Source organism: Caulobacter flavus (assembly GCF_003722335.1).
Classification (GTDB): domain Bacteria; phylum Pseudomonadota; class Alphaproteobacteria; order Caulobacterales; family Caulobacteraceae; genus Caulobacter; species Caulobacter flavus.
Window position 1 is genome coordinate 1,211,854 of record NZ_CP026100.1, and the last position, 17,310, is coordinate 1,229,163.

The following is a 17,310-nucleotide window of genomic DNA, read 5'->3' on the forward strand; positions in this document are numbered from 1 at the left end:
CGGGAAGGGCGCCTGGCCCGGCATTCTCCCGTCTTCATCCCCCGCCTGTGTGGCGACAGCCCACAGGACTGCTCTGGTAGCGCTTGACCGGGACCCCGCCTTGTGGTTCCCGTCTTGGTCAGACGTTGTGGTCATACCGCAGCGTTCCCGCCTTTCACGGATCGCGCCCGTCCTGGAGCGCCCCATGATCCGTTCCCCTGATCGATCCGCGCCGTCGTCATGGCGCGACCCCATCGCCGCCTTCCCGTGAAGCCGGCTGAATTTCTATCCAAGCCCGGATCGTATCCGGGCCACTGTGAGTCTATGCATGTCTGAAGACACCGACCCGCAAGTCCCCGAACTGGAAACCGTCGACGCGACGGAAGAGGGTTCGGCCGAGATCGCGATCGACACCACCGTCGAAGCTTCCGTCGAGGGCGCCTCCGAAGGCGACATGGGCGACGAAGACGACAACGCCGAGATCACGGCGGCCATCGCCGCCATGGGCCTGACGCGCATGTCGCTGCAGGAACTGAAGGAAAAGTCCCCGGCCGACCTGCTGGCGTTCGCCGAGACCTTCGAGGTCGAGAACGCCAACTCCATGCGCAAGCAGGACATGATGTTCGCCATCCTGAAGACCCTCGCCGAGGAAGGCGTGGAGATCTTCGGTTCGGGCACCATGGAAGTGGTTCAGGACGGCTTCGGCTTCCTGCGCTCGCCGGAAGCCAACTACCTGCCCGGTCCGGACGACATCTACGTCTCGCCCTCGCAGATCCGCAAGTTCGGCCTGCGCACCGGCGACAGCGTCGAGGGCGCGATCCGCTCGCCGCGCGAAGGCGAGCGCTACTTCGCCCTGACCAGCGTCTCGAAGATCAACTTCGAAAGCCCGGAAAACGTGCGTCACAAGGTGCACTTCGACAACCTGACGCCGCTCTATCCCGAAGAGCGCCTGAACATGGAACTGCCCGATCCGACCATCAAGGATCGCTCGGGCCGCGTCATCGACATCGTCGCTCCGCTCGGCAAGGGCCAGCGCTGCCTGATCGTCGCCCCGCCGCGGGTGGGTAAGACGGTGATGTTGCAGAACATCGCCAAGTCGATCGAGACCAACCACCCCGAGTGCTATCTGATCGTCCTGCTGATCGACGAGCGCCCGGAAGAAGTCACCGACATGCAGCGTACGGTGAAGGGCGAGGTCATCGCCTCGACCTTCGACGAGCCGGCCACGCGCCACGTGCAAGTCGCCGAGATGGTTATCGAGAAGGCCAAGCGCCTGGTCGAGCACAAGCGCGACGTCGTCATCCTGCTGGACTCGGTCACCCGCCTGGGCCGCGCCTACAACACCACCGTCCCGTCGTCGGGCAAGGTGCTGACCGGCGGCGTCGACGCCAACGCCCTGCAGCGCCCCAAGCGCTTCTTCGGCGCCGCGCGCAACGTGGAAGAGGGCGGCTCGCTGTCGATCATCGCCACGGCCCTGATCGACACCGGCAGCCGCATGGACGAAGTCATCTTCGAAGAGTTCAAGGGCACCGGTAACTCGGAAATCGTCCTCGACCGCAAGGTGGCCGACAAGCGCATATTCCCGGCCATCGACGTGCTCAAGTCGGGCACCCGCAAGGAAGAGCTCATCACCCCGCGCGACCAGCTGCAGAAGACCTATGTGCTGCGCCGGATCCTCAATCCGATGGGCGCTTCGGACGCCATCGAGTTCCTGCTCGACAAGCTCCGTCAGTCGAAGACGAACGGGGATTTCTTCCAGAGCATGAATACTTAAGCTTGGTGTTTCACGTGAAACACGAGAAAGGCCCCGGAGCGATCCGGGGCCTTTTTTGTTGGTAAACTGGTGGTGGGACCCCCTCAGTCGGCTCCGCCGACAGCTCCCCCAAGGGGGGAGCATCCCCGCACCAGATCCTCCCCTTGGGGGGAGGTGGCCCGGAGGGCCGGAGGGGGACTTCTCCGGCCGTGGAAATTTCCCTCGACGGCTACAGGACGAAACCCTCGCTCCCGCCCTAAGGCACGAGCACCGTCGCCCCGGTCGTCTTCCGTCCCTCCAACGCCTCATGCGCCGCCCGAGCCTCGGACAGCGGGAACCGCTGGCCGATCTCGACCTTCACCGCGCCCGAGGCCAGAACCTCGAACAGCGCCGCGGCGCTCTCGTCGAGCTCCTCGGTAGTGACGATGTAGTCGAACAGCCGGGGCCGGGTGATCCACGCCGACTTGGCGCCCAGCTCCAGCGGCGCGAATGGCGGCACGGGCCCCGAGGCGTTGCCGTAGGTCACCAGCACGCCGCGCCGGCCCAGGCTCTTGAGGCTGCCCCGGAACGTCGCCGCGCCGACGCCGTCATAGACGACCGGCACACCGGCCCCGCCGGTGATCTCGGCCACACGGGCGGCGACGTCCTGGTGGTCGTAGAGGATCACGTGGTCGGCGCCGAGGTCGCGAACGACCTGGGCCTTGGCCTCCGAGCCAACCGTGGCGATGACCGTGGCGCCCAGGGCCTTGACCCACTGCACCAGGATCTGGCCGACCCCGCCGGCGGCGGCATGGACCAGCACGGCCTGGCCGGTCTTCACGGGAAAGCAGCGACGCACCAGGAATTCGGCCGTCATGCCCTTGAGCAGGGACGCGGCAGCCACGTCCAGTTCGACGTCGTCCGGAACCTTCACCGCCCGATCGGCCGGGACGACCGAAGCCTCCGCATAGGCGCCCATCGTGCCGTTGTAGGCGACACGGTCGCCCACGGCGAAGCGGCTGACGCCCTCGCCGACGGCCTCCACGTGACCGGCGGCCTCCAGGCCCAGCACCTGCGGGTACTTCACGGGATAAAGGCCCGAGCGGTGATAGGTGTCGATGAAATTCAGTCCGACGGCCGCGTGGCGGACGAGGATCTGGCCGGGGCCGGGCGAGGGGAGGTCGCGCTCCACGACCTCCAGAACCTCGGGGCCGCCCGCGGCCTTGGCTTCGACCGCCAGCATCAGGCGAGGGTCTTCTTGAAGAAGTCCAGGCTGCGGCCGTTGGCCAGGGCGGCGTCGGCGGCGTCATAGTGCTCGCCGCCTTCGCGGGCGAAGGCGTGGTCGCGGCCAGCATAGGTGTGCAGGGTGATCTGCGGATGATCCTTCAGGGCGGCGAAGATCACTTGCTGGGCTTCCTTGGGCACGAACTTGTCTTCCTCGGCCACGTGAAGCAGCAGCGGCTTTTCCAGCTTCTCGGCCTCGCCGACATGTTTCTCGAGCCCGACGCCGTAATAGGAAACGGACGCGTCGGCGTCGGTGCGGGTCGCCGTCAGGAAGGCCAGCAGGCCGCCCAGGCAGTAGCCGACCGCCCCGACCTTGCCCGACGACTGCGGACGGATGGCGTCGATGGTCGCGTCGATGTCGGCGACGCCGGCGTCCACGTCGAACGCGTTGAACAGTTCGAAGGCCTTCTTCCACTCGGCCTCGGACTTGTCGGTGATGTCGATGCCGGGCTCGATCCGCCAGAACAGGTCGGGGCATACGGCCAGGAAGCCTTCGCCGGCCAGCTTGTCGCAGATGTCGCGCATCACCTGGTTGACGCCGAAGATCTCCTGGATGACGACGACGGCCGGCGGGTTGTCTCCCGTGGCGGGGCGCGCCACATAGGCCGAAAAGTCGCCATCGGGCGTGTTGATCGTGAGGGTCTCGCTCATGGGGCTCTCCACATACAATAAGCCGTCGATGGGACTTTCGACCGAAGCGCTCTAACCTGCCGCGAGCAGGGCGCGGCGTCACAATCTCGTGGCCTGCCGCCAGGGAACCTTTTCGATGAAGATGACGATCGAGATCGACTGCACCCCCGTGGAGGCCCGGGCCTTCCTGGGCCTGCCCGACGTGAGCGCCCTCAACGATCACCTGGTCAAGGAGATGCAGGCGCGCATGGACGCCAACATGGCGATGCTGGCCCCCGAGGAACTGCTGAAGAACTGGATGGCGTTCGGAGCCGGGGCTCAGGACAGCTTCCGCAAGCTGATGACGGCGGCGGCCGGGGCGGCGGTCGGCAAGCGCGACTGATGACCGATACGATCTACGCGCCGGCGACGGCGGCCGGTCGCGCAGCCGTGGCGGTGATCCGCGTCTCGGGCCCGGCCAGCGGCGAGGCCGTGCGCGCCCTGATCGGCGGACTGCCCAAGCCGCGCCAGGCGACCCTGCGCACCTTGCGCCATGACGGCGTGGCGATCGACGATGCGCTGGTGCTGTGGTTCCAGGGCCCGGCCAGCTACACCGGTGAGGACGCCGCCGAGTTTCACGTGCACGGGGGCAGGGCGGTCGTCGAGGCGCTGCTCTCGGCGCTGTCGGCCCTGGGCCTGCGCCTGGCCGAGCCGGGCGAGTTTACCCGCCGGGCCTTCCAGCACGGCAAGCTCGACCTGGCCCAGGCCGAGGCCGTGGGCGACCTGATCGACGCCGAGACGGAAGGCCAGCGCAGGCAGGCGCTGGGTCAGCTGGGCGGCGCCCTGGGCCGTCGCTATGACGGCTGGCGTGACCTGCTGGTGCAGGCGCTGGCGATGCTGGAGGCCGCCGTCGACTTTCCCGACGAGGAACTGCCCGAGGACGTGGCGGCCCGCGCCAGGCCTGGCCTGGAGACCTTGGCCGTCGAGATCGACGCCGCTCTGGCCGATGTCGCACGTGGTCGCCGGGTGCGCGACGGCTTCCGGATCGCCCTGGTGGGCGCGCCCAACGCCGGCAAGAGCACACTGCTCAACGCCCTGGCCGAGCGCGACGCCGCGATCGTCACGGCGACGCCGGGCACCACGCGCGACGTCATCGAGGTTCCCCTGGTGCTCGGCGGTTACAAGGCGCTGCTGGCCGACACGGCGGGTATTCGCGAAACCGCCGACGACATCGAGGCCGAAGGCGTGCGCCGGGCGCGGGCCTGGGCCGACGAGGCGGACCTGCGGCTCTGGGTCGTCGACGCGGCGGCGTTTCACGTGAAACAATCCGAACATCACGCAATTGTCCGGGCCGGCGACTGGCTGGTGGTCAACAAGATCGACCTGGTAGAGCCGGACGCCGTTGAGGCCATACGGGTCCAGACCGAGACGCTGGGGTTGCACGTGGTGTCGCTGTCCGCCCGCGAGCAGGGCGCCGGCCCGATCAGGGCGGCATTGACCGAGCACGTGGTCGAGGCGCTGTCCGGCGCCGAGTTTCCGGCCGCCACCCGGATCCGCCATGCCGAGCGCCTGGGGGAGGCGAGGGCCTACCTGCAACGCGCCCTGGCCGAGGTCGATGATGTGGAACTGGCTGCAGAGGATGTTCGGCTGGCTTCACGTGCGCTTTCGCGGATCACGGGCCGGATCGATCCGGAGGACGTGCTTGACCGTGTCTTTTCAAGCTTCTGCATTGGGAAGTGAATGTTTCACGTGGAACAGGGGCTTGAACCGTCCACAGGCTGACCACAGATACGCGCACCGCGTTTCACGTGAAACGCTCCGGAGTCGACTCGCCCACAGGGCGGCTTGAAGCTATAAGTCAGGCACGCTCCCGCTAGGTCGGGGCGTTCCGCATCGAGGCGCGTTTCTCCCTTGTCCAACTCTTCGCCCCAGTCCTGGGACGTCATCGTTATTGGCGGCGGTCATGCCGGCTGCGAGGCCGCGGCGGCCTCCGCGCGCACTGGCGCCCGCACCCTGCTGCTTACCCACAAACGTGAAACCGTCGGCGAGATGTCGTGCAACCCGGCCATCGGCGGCCTGGGCAAGGGCCATCTGGTGCGCGAGATCGACGCCCTGGACGGCTTGATGGGCCGCATGGCCGACAAGGCCGGCATCCAGTTCCGGATGCTGAACCGCTCCAAGGGCCCGGCCGTTCGCGGCCCGCGCTCGCAGATCGACCGCAAGCTCTATCGCGAGGCCATGCAGGCCGAGCTGTTCGCCTATCCCAACCTCGACGTGATCGCGGCCGCGGCCGAAGACCTGATCGTCGAGGACGGCCACGTGGCCGGCGCCGTGGACGGGGAGGGGACGGCCTACCGCGCCCCGAAGGTGGTGCTGACCACCGGCACCTTCCTCAAGGGCGTCATCCACCAGGGCGAAACCCGCATTCCGGCCGGCCGGGTCGGCGACCAGCCGTCGATTGGCCTGTCGGACCGCCTGTACGGCCTGGGATTCGACATGGGCCGCCTGAAGACCGGCACGCCCGCCCGCCTCGACGGCAAGACCATCGCCTGGGATCGCCTCGACATGCAGGCGGCCGACGAAGAGCCCGTGCCGTTCTCGTTCCTCAACGACCGCATCGACGTGCCGCAGATCCGTTGCGGCATCACCTTCACGACCGAGGAAACCCATAGGATCATCGCCGAGCGCCTGGGCGAGTCCGCCGTCTATGGCGGCCGCGCCACGGGGATCGGCCCGCGCTACTGCCCATCGATCGAGGACAAGGTCGTCCGCTTCGCCGACAAGACCAGCCACCAGGTGTTCCTCGAACCCGAGGGCCTGGACGACGACACCGTCTATCCCAACGGCGTCTCGACCTCGGTCTCGGCCGAGACCCAGCTGCTGTTCCTGCGCACCATCCCCGGCCTCGAGGCCGTGGAGGTGATCCGCTACGGCTATGCGATCGAGTACGACTACGTCGATCCGCGCGAGCTTTACGCCACGCTGGAGACTAAGCGCCTGCCGGGCCTCTATCTGGCCGGCCAGATCAACGGCACGACGGGTTACGAAGAGGCCGGCGCGCAAGGCCTGGTCGCCGGCATGAACGCCGCGCTTTCGGCCCAGGGCCGCGAGCCGGCGGTGTTCGCCCGCGACGAGGCCTATATCGGCGTGATGATCGACGACCTGGTCACCCGTGGCGTGACCGAGCCCTACCGCATGTTCACCAGCCGGGCCGAGTTCCGCCTCACCCTGCGCGCCGACAACGCCGACCAGCGCCTGACCGAGCGCGGCGTCGAACTGGGCGTGGTGGGCGATGTCCGCGCCGCCGCCTGGACGGACAAGAAGGCCGAGCTGGACGCCGTCCGCGCTCGCGCCCGCGCCCTCAACATGACCCCAGCCGAGGCCGTGAAGGCCGGCTTCAAGGTCAATGCCGACGGCCAGCGCCGCGACGTCCTGGCCATGCTGGCCTATCCCGACGTGGGCCTGGACGAACTGGTCCGCGTGTGGCCCGAAATCGCCGACTGGAGCCCGATGGCCCGCGAGCAGATCGAGATCGAGGCCGCCTATGCCGGCTATCTCGACCGCCAGCGCGCCGACGCCGAAAGCCTGCGCAAGGACGAAGACTTGCGCCTGCCGGCCGATCTCGATTATCGCGACATCGGCAGCCTCTCCAACGAGGTGCGCGAGAAGCTGATCCGGGTGAAGCCCCTGACCCTGGGTCAGGCCGCCCGCATCGAGGGGGTCACCCCCGGCGCCCTGACGGCCCTGCTGGCCCACGTGCGACGGGGCCGGGCCGCCTGATGGCTCAAGCCGCTCCTCAAAACGCGATGGGCGAACTCGTCATCGAGACGCTCGACCCCGTCGACGCCGCGGCTTTCCAGCGGTTGACCGGCTCCACCGACGCGCAGGTCGCCGACCTGGCGCGCTACAAGGATCTGCTGGCCGAGTGGAACGAGGTGATGAACCTCGTCGGCCCGGCCTCCATGGCCGCCTACTGGAACCGCCACGCCTGGGACAGCGCCCAGCTGCTGGCCTTCGCGCCGCAGGCCAAGGTATGGGCCGATCTGGGCGCCGGCGCCGGCCTGCCGGGCGTGGTGCTGGCCATCCTGCTGAAGGGCGTTCCGGGGGCAAGGGTCCATCTCGTCGAGAGCATGGCCAAGCGCTGCCGGTTCCTGGAAGCGGTGACCCGCGAGCTCGACCTGCCGGTCGAGATCCACAACGCCCGCGCCGAGAGCCTGGACCTGAAGGTGCAGGTGGTCACGGCCCGGGCCTGCGCGCCGATGCCGCGTCTGCTGGAATATGCGCAACCCTATTTCAAGCGCGGCGCGGTCGCCTGGTTCCTGAAGGGCCAGGAGGTCGCCGCCGAAATCGCTGAAGCCGAGAAGACCTGGAAGTTCGAAGCGGACGTGCGGGGCTCCAAGAGCGACCCGCGCGGCCATGTCGTGCAAATCAAGGGGCCGAGCCGTGTCCGCAAAGTCTGAGCTGAGAGTCCTGGCCGTCGCCAACCAGAAGGGCGGGGTGGGCAAGACCACCACGGCCATCAACCTGGGCACGGCCCTGGCCGCCTGCGGCGAGCGCGTGCTGCTGATCGACGCCGACCCGCAGGGCAACTGCTCGACGGGCCTGGGGATCGGCCGCCTGCAGCGCAAGAAGACACTGTACGACGTGCTGATGGGCGAGGCCCCGGTGATCGAGGCCGCCGTGCAGACCTCGCTGCCGGGCCTGGACGTGATCCCCGCCGACGCCGACCTGTCGGGCGTCGAGCTGGAGCTGGGCCAGGTGGCGCGGCGCTCCTACCGTCTGCGCGACGCGCTGGAGCCGCTGCGCGCCAACGGTCCCTACACCTACGTGCTGATCGACTGCCCGCCGTCGCTGAACGTGCTGACGGTCAACGCGATGACCGCGGCCGACGCCGTGTTCGTGCCGCTGCAGTGCGAGTTCTTCGCCCTGGAAGGCCTGACCCAGCTGATCCGGACCATCGAGCGCGTGCGCGGCAGCCTGAACCCCCGCCTGGAGATCCAGGGCGTGGTGCTGACCATGTACGATCGCCGCAACAGCCTTTCCGAGCAGGTCGCCCGCGACGTGCGCGAGCACTTCGGCGACAAGGTGTACGACGCAGTCATACCGCGGAACGTCCGGGTGTCGGAGGCGCCGTCCTTCGGCAAGCCGGTGCTGCTGTACGACCTCAAGTGCGCCGGCAGTCAGGCCTATCTGCGGCTGGCCCGCGAGGTGATCAGCCGCGAGAAGGATCGCCAGGCCCAGGCCGCCTGATCCAGAGGGCCTACCCAATTGCCGGCCGACCTGAGGATACGGGTCGAAGCCATTATTGAAGTTGAAGTTTCGAGGAGACGGTCGTGGTCGGTGAAGCGGGGATGTCGGAAGGCCGTCGAGGTCTGGGTCGCGGTCTGTCGGCGCTGCTGGGCGAGGTCGACGCCGCTCCGGCCCAGGCGCCGGGCGACAATACCGGCGGTTCGCGCGAGGCGCCGATCGAGCTTCTGAAGCGTAATCCCGACCAGCCCCGCCGGACCTTCCGCGAGGAAGACCTGGTAGAACTTTCCAACTCGATCGCCGAGAAGGGCATCCTGCAGCCGATCCTCGTACGGCCGGCGCCGGGCGCTCCGGGCGAGTACCAGATCGTCGCCGGCGAGCGTCGCTGGCGCGCCGCCCAGCGCGCCGGCCTCAAGACCGTGCCGATCATCGTGCGCGAGCTCGACGACCTGGCCGTGCTCGAGATCGGCATCATCGAGAACGTCCAGCGCTCGGACCTCAATATCCTCGAAGAGGCGCTGAGCTACCGCGTGCTGATGGACAAGTTCGGCCGCACCCAGGACGCCATCGCCCAGACCATCGGCAAGAGCCGCAGCCATGTGGCCAACACCCTGCGCCTCCTGGCCCTGCCGGAAGCCGTGCAGCAGCATCTGGTCACCGGCGCCCTGACGGCCGGCCATGCCCGCGCCATCGCCACGGCCGCCGATCCGGCCGCCCTGGCTCAGCAGGTCATCGACGGCGGCCTGTCGGTGCGCGAGACCGAGACCCTGGCCCGCGTCGCCCAGACCGGCGACGCGACCCCACGCGCCAAGAACGGCGGCGCCGCGCCGCCGCGTGCGCCGCGCGCCAAGGACACCGACACCCAGGCCCTGGAAGCCGACCTGTCGTCGGTCCTGGGCCTCGACGTCGAGATCGACCATCGCGGCGGCGCCGGTTCGCTGATCGTGCGCTACGCCACGCTCGAGCAACTGGACGACCTCTGCAACCGCCTGACTCGCGGCGTCTGATCGGGCCCGTTTTCGGGGCCTTCTGTGGCGCAGGAAACAGGTCGCGACCGTATCCCTGGTCGCGCCGTTCGCCACAGGCGAGGGCGGGGAGGGCGATATTCTCGCCTAATGCCTTGCTCTAAAAGGGAAAATCGCCGCCGGAAGCCTCGATCCGAAAGCTCCGGCGGCGGAATTTTTCCACAAGGCAGCGCCAGATGCGCCGCCGAATTGTTTGACCGATCTCTCGAATCGCTGTCCGCGCGCCGCCTCTAGCGGGCGACGCTGGCGCGCGCGCGCTTGAGGCCCGGACGGGTGCTCGGCGCGCCGGCCTCGTTCTGCTCGAGGGCCGACAGCAGGTCGGCCTTCAGCGCCGAGACCTTGCGGCCGTCGGCCAGCTTCCCGCCCTCGGCCGTCTGCACGTAGAAGGCGTCGACCGCCCGCTCGCCATAGCCGTCGATGTGGGCCGACTGGATGGACAGGCCGTTGTCGGCCAGCGTCCGGGCCAGGGCCTGCAGCAGGCCGGGGCGGTCGCGGCCCGAAGCCTCGACCACCGTGGCCTCGTGCGAGGCCTCGTTGTCGATGACGACGGTGGGGGCGATGGCGAAGGCCGCCGTGCGCGCCAGCTCGCCGCCGCGCCGGGCCTCGACATTGACGCCCTCGCCGCGGCCTGCGGCTTCCAGGGCGTCGGCCAGGCGGCGCAGGGCTCGGGGGTTCTCGCAGCCCAGCGCCGAGCCGGTGACGTCCTGGACGTAGAAGACGTCCAGCGCCTGGCCCTGGCGGGAGGTGAAGACCCGCGCGCCGACCACGTTGCCGCCCAGCGACGAGATGGCCAGGGCCAGGTCGGCGAACAGGCCGCGACGGTCCTTGGCGGCGACGACGATCTCGGCCGCGTTGGCCCCGGGATTGACCTTGCCCTCGGCGGCGGCGCCGCCCTGGATGGCGGCCCGGCGGGCCAGGGCGGCATGATCGAGCAGGTCCTGCGGGCCGAAGGCGCCGAAATAGGCGTCCTCCATGGCCGCGGCCCAGCCCTTGGCGGCGGGGTCGGCGGCGATCAGGGCCTCGCGTGAGACGGCCGCGGCGGCCTCCTGGTGGCGCTGGACGTTGGCGGTGGCGTCACTGCCCCGTCCGCCCCGGAAAACGGCCTCCGTGGCGTTGTAGAGCTCGCGCAGCAGCTGGCCCTTCCAGCCGTTCCACACGCCGGGTCCCACGGCCCGGATATCGGCCACGGTGATCACCAGCAGCAGGCGCAGGCGCTCGGGGTTCTCGACGATGCGGGCGAAGGCCGCGACCGTGCCGGGATCCGACACGTCGCGCTTCTGGGCGAAGTCGCTCATCACGAGGTGGTTCTCGACCAGCCAGGCCACCAGCTCGACCTTGGTGCGCTCCACGCCCAGGCGTTCGCAGGCGCTGCGGGCCGATCGGGCCCCGGCCTTTTCCTGGCCGCCGACGCCGCCCTTGCCGGTGTCGTGCAGCAGCATGGCCAGGAACAGGGCCTCGCGGTCCTCGATCAGCGGCATGATCGACACGGCCAGCGGATGGTCCTCCGACAGGCGGCCGGCCGCCATGTCGCCGATCAGGCCCACGGCCCGCAGGGTGTGCTCGTCCACCGTGTACGAGTGGTACATGTTGAACTGCATCTGGGCGACGACGCGGCCGAACTCCGGAATGAAGCGGCCCAGCACGCCGGCGTCGTTCATCAGGGTCAGGGTGCGGTAGCTGCGCTTGCCGCGCGCCAAGAGGTCGAGGAAGGCCCGCGTGGCCTCCGGATCACGGCGCACCTTGGAGGTGATCAGGCCCAGGTGCCGGGTCACGGCCGTGAAGGCGTCGGGGTGCAGGTCCAGGTCGCGCTCGTCGGCGATCCGGAACAGGCGGATCAGGTTGACCGGATCGGCCTCGAAGACGGTCGGCCCGTCGATGTTGAGGCGGCCGCCGTCCTCGTAGAAGCCCGGCGCGTCCAGGGTCTTGCGCTTGGGCTTGGCGCCCGGAAGGAAGCGCGAGATGCCCTTGGGCTCGTTCTTGAAGTGCTCGGCCTCCAGCTTGGCCGAGAAGGCGCGGGTCAGCGCGCCCACCTCCTTGGCGATCAGGAAGTAGCGGCGCATGAACCGCTCGACCGCCGGCGCGTCGCCCCGGTCGCCATAGCCCATGCGGCGGGCGATCTCGGGCTGCAGGTCGAAGGTCAGGCGCTCTTCGGGCCGGCCCGTGGTGAAGTGCAGATGGGCGCGCACGGCGTGCAGGAAGTCGAAGGCGCGGATGAAGGCCTTGGTCTCGCGGCCCGAGAACACCTCCATCTTGAAGACGTCCTCCGGCGCGTCGACCGGGTGCAGGTACTCGGCGATCCACACCAGGGTGTGCAGGTCGCGCAGGCCGCCCTTGCCTTCCTTGACGTTGGGCTCGACCATGTAGCGGCTGGCGCCGGCGCGGGCCTGGCGGTCGTCGCGCTCCTTCAGCTTGGCGGCCACGAACTGCTGGCCGGTGCCCTTCATCACCTCGTCGCGGAAGCGCCGCTTGAGGTCGGCGGCCAGGCGCTCGTCGCCGGTCAGCCGCCGGGCCTCGAGGATCGAGGTGCGGATCGTGAAGTCTTCCTTCGAGAGGCGCACGCACTCCTCGATGGTGCGCGAGGCGTGGCCGACCTTGAAGCCCAGGTCCCACAGCGCATAGAGCATGTACTCGATCACGCTCTCGACGTGCGGCGTCTGCTTGTAGGGCCGCAGGAACAGCAGATCGATGTCGCTGAACGGCGCCAGGGTGGCGCGGCCGTAGCCGCCCACGGCCAGCAGCGCCAGGCGCTCGCCCTCGGTGGGGTTGCGGGCCCGGAAGACGTGCACCGTGGTGAAGTCGTAGAGGGCGGTGATCACCTCGTCGGTGACGCCACTGAGCAGGCGGGCGGTCTCGACGCCGCCGGCGCCGTTCTCCAGCCGCTCCTTGGCGATCATCCGGCCGCGAAACAGGGCCTGCTTGAGGATGTCGATGGCCCGGGCGCGCTGGGCGGCCTCGTCACCGATGGCGTCCAGCGCGGCGGCCGACAGGCGGGCCCGCAGGGCGTGGCCGTCGACGACGTGTTCCAGGGGCGTGGGGCGAAGGCGACGGGGCATGGCGGTTATATGGGGTACCCGAGGAAGGCGACCAAAGCGGCCGCCGGAACCGGCCGCCGCCATGCTCCTATGATTGATCCTAGGTCTTGAGCAGACCCTTAAGGCGATAAAGCGCCTCCAGGGCCTCGCGGGGGCTCATGCCGTCCACGTCCAGCTCCTTCAGCGCGCCATCCACGGCGCTGGGCGCCGAAACGACAGGCGCCGCCGCGACAGGCGCCGAGGCCGCGAACAGCGGCAGGTCGTCGAGCTTGGCCGGTGATTCGGTCTTGCTCTCCAGGCGGTCCAGCACCTCCTTGGCGCGGGCCACGACCTGCGGCGGCACGCCGGCCAGCTTGGCCACCTGAACGCCGTAGGAGCGGTCGGCCGGACCGTCGGCCGCTTCGTGCAGGAACACCAGGTCGCCGTTCCACTCCTTGGCCCGGAGGCTGAGGTTGGAGACGTGCGCCATCCGCTCCTCCAGCGTCGCCAGCTCGTGATAGTGCGTGGCGAACAGCGCGCGGCAGCGGTTGGTGTCGTGCAGCGACTCCGCGCAGGCCCAGGCGATGGCCAGGCCGTCATAGGTGGCGGTGCCCCGGCCGATCTCGTCGAGGATGACCAGGCTGCGCGGGGTGGCCTGGGTCAGGATGGCGGCGGTCTCGACCATCTCCATCATGAAGGTCGAGCGGCCGCGCGCCAGGTCGTCGCCGGCCCCGACGCGGCTGAACAGGCGGTCGACCACGCCCAGCCGGAAGTTCTTGGCCGGCACGTAGCAGCCCGACTGCGCCAGGATGGCCAAGAGGGCGTTCTGGCGCAGGAAGGTCGACTTACCGGCCATGTTCGGGCCGGTGACGATCGACAGCCGCGCGGCGACCTCGCCGGCGGCGTCCAGCCGGCAGTCGTTGGGGGTGTAGGGGTCGCCGGCGCGGCGCACGGCGGCCTCGACCACCGGGTGACGGGCGGCCTTGGCCTCGAAGGCCAGCGACTTGTCGACGGTCGGGCGCACCGCGCCGGCGTCCTCGGCCCATTCGGCCAGGCTGGAGGCCACGTCCAGGCGGGCCAGGGCCTCGGCGGCGGCCTGGATCGGCTCGGCCAGGGCGCAGGCCTCGGCGCGCCAGTCCTCGAAGGCGGCCACTTCCATGGCCAGGGCCCGCTCGGCCGCCTGGGCGATGCGGGCGTCCAGGTCGGCCAGCTCCACGGTGGTGAAGCGCACCTGGTTGGCCAGGGTCTGGCGGTGGATGAAGGTGGCGTTCAGCGGCGGCTGGAACAGCGGGTCGGCCTTGCCGGCGGTGGCCTCGACGAAATAGCCGAGCACGCCGTTGTGGCGGATCTTCAGCGAGATGCCGGCTTCCTGGATCAGGCGCTGTTCCAGGGCGGCCACGACGCGGCGGCTGTCGTCGCGCAGGGCGCGGGCCTGGTCGAGCTCGGGACGGATGCCCGGGGCCACGAAGCCGCCGTCGCGGGCCAGGGCCGGCAGGTCGGGGCCAAGGCCCGCCTCCAGGGTGTTCAGCAGCTGCGAGACGCCCTCGTGCAGCGATGGGGTGAGGGCCGCCAGCGCGCCCTCCAGCTCGACCGGCGGCGGCGACAGCGGGTCGCCCGAGCCGCCGACCATGCCAGCCAGCTTTTCGCCGGTCTTGAGGCCGTCGCGCAGGCAGGCCAGGTCGCGCGGGCCGCCGCGGCCCAGGGCCAGGCGGGCCAGGGCCCGGGCCATGTCGCCCGAGCCCTTCAGCTGCTCGCGCAAGCGTTCACGAAGGCCGCGGTGCTCGACGAACCACTCGACGGCGTCCAGGCGCTGGTCGATGGCGGTCGGATCGAGCAAGGGACGGGCCAGGCGCGAGGCCAGCAGGCGCGCGCCGCCCGGCGTGACGGTGCGGTCGATGGCCGCCAGCAGCGAGCCGTTGCGGTCGCCGTTCTGGGTGCGGTCGATCTCGAGGCTCGAGCGGGTGGCCGGGTCGATCGACATGACGTCGGCCTCGGCCGCCCGGCGGGGCGCGCGCAGGGCCGGCAGCTTGCCGGCCTGGGTCATTTCCAGGTGGGCGGCGATCAGGCCAAGGGCGCCCACTTCGGCTGGCGCCAGCCCGCCGAAGCCGTCCAGGGTGTCGACGCCGTAGAGGCGCTTCACCCGCGTCTCCGAGGCCTGGGGCTCGGACAGGGCCGAGGGCATCGGCTGGATCAGGCCGCCGCAGATCTTCAGGGTCTGGGCCAGGTGGTCGTCGGCCAGCAGCCGGTCGGCGACCAGGGTCTCGGATGGCGACAACGCCGCCAGCAGGGGCCCCACGCCGTCCTTGCCGGTCGAGAAGCACTCGACCTCGCCGGTGGACAGCTCCACCGCCGCCACGGCCGCCTGGCCGGCGCGAATGGCCACCGCCGCCAGCCGGTTGGCGCCCCGGGCGTCCAGCAGGCCGTCCTCGGTGAGCGTCCCCGGCGTCACCACGCGGACGATGTCGCGGCGGACCACCGACTTGGAGCCGCGCTTCTTGGCCTCGGCCGGATCTTCCATCTGCTCGCAGACGGCGACCTTGAAGCCCATGCGGATCAGCTTGGACAGATAGGCCTCGGCCGCGTGGTGGGGCACGCCCGCCATCGGGATCGGCTGGCCGGCATGGGTGCCCCGGAAGGTCTGCGAGATGCCCAGGGCGGCCGCCGCGCGGATCGCGTCGTCGAAGAACAGCTCGTAGAAATCGCCCATCCGGAAGAACAGCAGCGCGTCGGGCTGCCGGGTCTTCATCTCGAAGAACTGCTGCATCACCGGCGTGGCGCCGGTGGCGTCGAACGTCTGGACGGGCGGAGAAACGGGGGCGTTCATCCGACCGGAAAGTACAGAGCGTCGCGGTCTTCGTTAAGGGGTGCGACCGGGGTTTTTCTGTACGCGCGAAGCTCCTAAGCTCGACCGGAACGCGGGGGCGGCATGAGCGGCGACGAGCAGACCGGAACGACGACCTACAAGCCCGACTGGCAGCGCAAGCCGACGGCCGACCAGATGGCGCGGTACTATCCCGAGCGCGCGCAGAGGGAGGAGATCGGCGGCTCGGCCACGATCCTCTGCAAGGTCGGCGACAAGGGCCGGCTGACCGACTGCCAGGCGACCAGGGAAGCGCCCGAGGGCTACGGCTTCGGCAAGGCCGCGGTGCGCCTGTCGGCCGAGTTCGAGATGACCCCGCCGCCGCCCGAACTGGTTGGCAAGAAGGACGTGACCATCCCGATCACCTTCTCCGTCCCGCCGTCCCCGCCGCCGTTCGAGCTGCCGGCCACGCCGGCGCAGCTGGGGCTGGTGATCCTGACCGGGTTGATCCTGCTGGGCGGACTCCTGGGTCTGACGCACATCCTGCGGGTCGATCGCCAGGTCGACATCTAGGCGTCCGCCGGGGCCCTGGTCAGCAGCCGCTCCAGCAGGCCCAGCATCTCGCCGGTCAGCCGCGCCGGATCTTCCGCCTTCGCGCCGTAGGGATAGAAGGGCCAGATGTCGTCGCCGACCCCGACGGCGGTGAAGACGATGTCGTCGGAAGCGATGATGTCGGCGATCACCTGCTCCAGGTGCTTGACCAGATAGTCGGGCGGATTGACCGCCAGAGTGGCGTCGTCCACCGACGCGCCGTCCGAGATCACGACGAGAATCCGGCGGCGCTCCGGCCGCTGGCGGATCCGGCGCGCGGCCCATGTCAGCGCCTCGCCGTCGACGTTCTCCTTCAGCAGATCGGGCCGCAGCATGCGTCGCAGCTCGTCGTCGGCCAGGGGGCGAGCATCGTCGCCGTCGCGATGGACGATGTGCAGAAGATCGCACAGCCGGCCCGGGTCTGCGGGCCGGCCCCGACGGATCCATTCGAACCGCGACTTGCCACCATGCCAGGTCGAGGTGGTGAAGCTCAGGACCTCGACCTTGATCCCCAGTCCCGTCAGCAGTCGCTGGATACGGTCCACCGCCGAGCCGACGTGAAGGATCTTCTCGCCGCGCATGGAGCCGGAATGGTCGAGCAGCAGCGTCACCACGGTGTCGGCGAGATCCTGCGCGGAGCAGGCCCTAAGGATCCTGTCGGAGGCCTCGACGACGGTTTCAGGCAGCTGGCGGTCGGCCAGCACGCGTCGCCAGCCGTCATCGAGCGTCGCGGCGTCTTCCGTCTTCAGCGCTCCCAGGAGCTCGCCCAGCAGATCGGCCGGGATTTCCTTGTCGAAGGCCGTGGTGAAGGCGTGATAAGGCCGCCGCGCCGCGCGCCTTGTGATGCGCCGGAAAAGGTCCTGGAACAGGCCGCGCGGGTCTTCTTCCACTGGCGATCGCCCCCCTTGCGCCCCTGTGTCGTCGCTCGTCCCATGCGGGCAAACCCCGATCGACGCAACATCGCCTGGGCCTGGCGCATGAAAAAGGCCCGCCGTGGGGCGGGCCTTGATCGGATCGTGCGGGACACGAGGG

Annotated in this window: 13 protein-coding genes; 8 read left to right on the forward strand and 5 right to left on the reverse strand. The window is 69.6% G+C overall.

The annotated features are described in order from the left end of the window. Positions 1–307: 307 nt before the first annotated feature. A complete protein-coding gene (gene rho, locus C1707_RS05790) occupies positions 308–1,753 on the forward strand; it encodes a transcription termination factor Rho (RefSeq protein WP_101713185.1) in 1,446 nt (481 codons plus the stop codon). 235 nt (positions 1,754–1,988) lie between these two features. Here the strand turns inward: rho and C1707_RS05795 are convergent, their stop codons facing one another. Both C1707_RS05795 and C1707_RS05800 read right to left on the reverse strand, forming a co-directional pair. After that, positions 1,989–2,954: a quinone oxidoreductase family protein gene (locus tag C1707_RS05795; protein ID WP_101713184.1), complete on the reverse strand. Its 966-nt coding sequence runs from the start codon at positions 2,952–2,954 to the stop codon at positions 1,989–1,991. Next, a complete protein-coding gene (locus C1707_RS05800; RefSeq protein ID WP_101713183.1) occupies positions 2,954–3,646 on the reverse strand; it encodes a dienelactone hydrolase family protein in 693 nt (230 codons plus the stop codon). Before C1707_RS05800 ends, C1707_RS05795 begins: the two co-directional genes overlap by 1 nt. A 115-nt stretch (positions 3,647–3,761) precedes the next feature. Here C1707_RS05800 and C1707_RS05805 point away from each other — a divergent pair, with 115 nt between their 5' ends. From C1707_RS05805 to C1707_RS05830, 6 genes are all read left to right on the forward strand, one after another. Beyond that, the gene (locus tag C1707_RS05805; protein ID WP_101713182.1) at positions 3,762–4,007 is read left to right on the forward strand and encodes a DUF6489 family protein; all 246 of its coding nucleotides are present in this window, start codon (positions 3,762–3,764) and stop codon (positions 4,005–4,007) included. After that, positions 4,007–5,344 (forward strand): tRNA uridine-5-carboxymethylaminomethyl(34) synthesis GTPase MnmE, encoded by a 1,338-nt coding sequence (gene mnmE / locus C1707_RS05810; RefSeq protein WP_101713181.1) that lies wholly within the window; start codon positions 4,007–4,009, stop codon positions 5,342–5,344. Before C1707_RS05805 ends, mnmE begins: the two co-directional genes overlap by 1 nt. A gap of 171 nt (positions 5,345–5,515) precedes the next feature. Further along, positions 5,516–7,384 carry a tRNA uridine-5-carboxymethylaminomethyl(34) synthesis enzyme MnmG gene (gene mnmG, locus C1707_RS05815; protein WP_101713180.1) on the forward strand — a complete coding sequence of 623 codons (1,869 nt, stop codon included), beginning with the start codon at positions 5,516–5,518 and terminating at the stop codon, positions 7,382–7,384. Between the two features lie 26 nt (positions 7,385–7,410). After that, positions 7,411–8,064: a 16S rRNA (guanine(527)-N(7))-methyltransferase RsmG gene (gene rsmG / locus C1707_RS05820; RefSeq protein ID WP_101713179.1), complete on the forward strand. Its 654-nt coding sequence runs from the start codon at positions 7,411–7,413 to the stop codon at positions 8,062–8,064. Continuing rightward, a complete protein-coding gene (locus C1707_RS05825; protein WP_101713178.1) occupies positions 8,021–8,854 on the forward strand; it encodes a ParA family protein in 834 nt (277 codons plus the stop codon). Before rsmG ends, C1707_RS05825 begins: the two co-directional genes overlap by 44 nt. Positions 8,855–8,955: 101 nt before the next feature. Further along, positions 8,956–9,858 (forward strand): ParB/RepB/Spo0J family partition protein, encoded by a 903-nt coding sequence (locus C1707_RS05830; RefSeq protein WP_101713177.1) that lies wholly within the window; start codon positions 8,956–8,958, stop codon positions 9,856–9,858. 248 nt (positions 9,859–10,106) lie between these two features. Here C1707_RS05830 and C1707_RS05835 read toward each other — a convergent pair whose 3' ends face one another. Both C1707_RS05835 and mutS read right to left on the reverse strand, forming a co-directional pair. Further along, a complete protein-coding gene (locus C1707_RS05835) occupies positions 10,107–12,929 on the reverse strand; it encodes a [protein-PII] uridylyltransferase (RefSeq protein WP_101713176.1) in 2,823 nt (940 codons plus the stop codon). 79 nt (positions 12,930–13,008) lie between these two features. Further along, on the reverse strand, positions 13,009–15,711 hold the full coding sequence (gene mutS, locus C1707_RS05840; RefSeq protein ID WP_101713175.1) for a DNA mismatch repair protein MutS: 2,703 nt from the start codon (positions 15,709–15,711) through the stop codon (positions 13,009–13,011). A 102-nt stretch (positions 15,712–15,813) separates the two neighbouring features. Here mutS and C1707_RS05845 point away from each other — a divergent pair, with 102 nt between their 5' ends. Next, positions 15,814–16,260, forward strand: coding sequence for an energy transducer TonB family protein (locus tag C1707_RS05845; RefSeq protein ID WP_101713174.1), 447 nt, complete (start codon positions 15,814–15,816; stop codon positions 16,258–16,260). On the opposite strand, the gene C1707_RS05850 is transcribed toward C1707_RS05845, so the two are convergent. After that, the gene (locus C1707_RS05850) at positions 16,257–17,168 is read right to left on the reverse strand and encodes a cobaltochelatase CobT-related protein (protein WP_101713173.1); all 912 of its coding nucleotides are present in this window, start codon (positions 17,166–17,168) and stop codon (positions 16,257–16,259) included. The genes C1707_RS05845 and C1707_RS05850 overlap by 4 nt on opposite strands. Positions 17,169–17,310 lie beyond the last annotated feature (142 nt).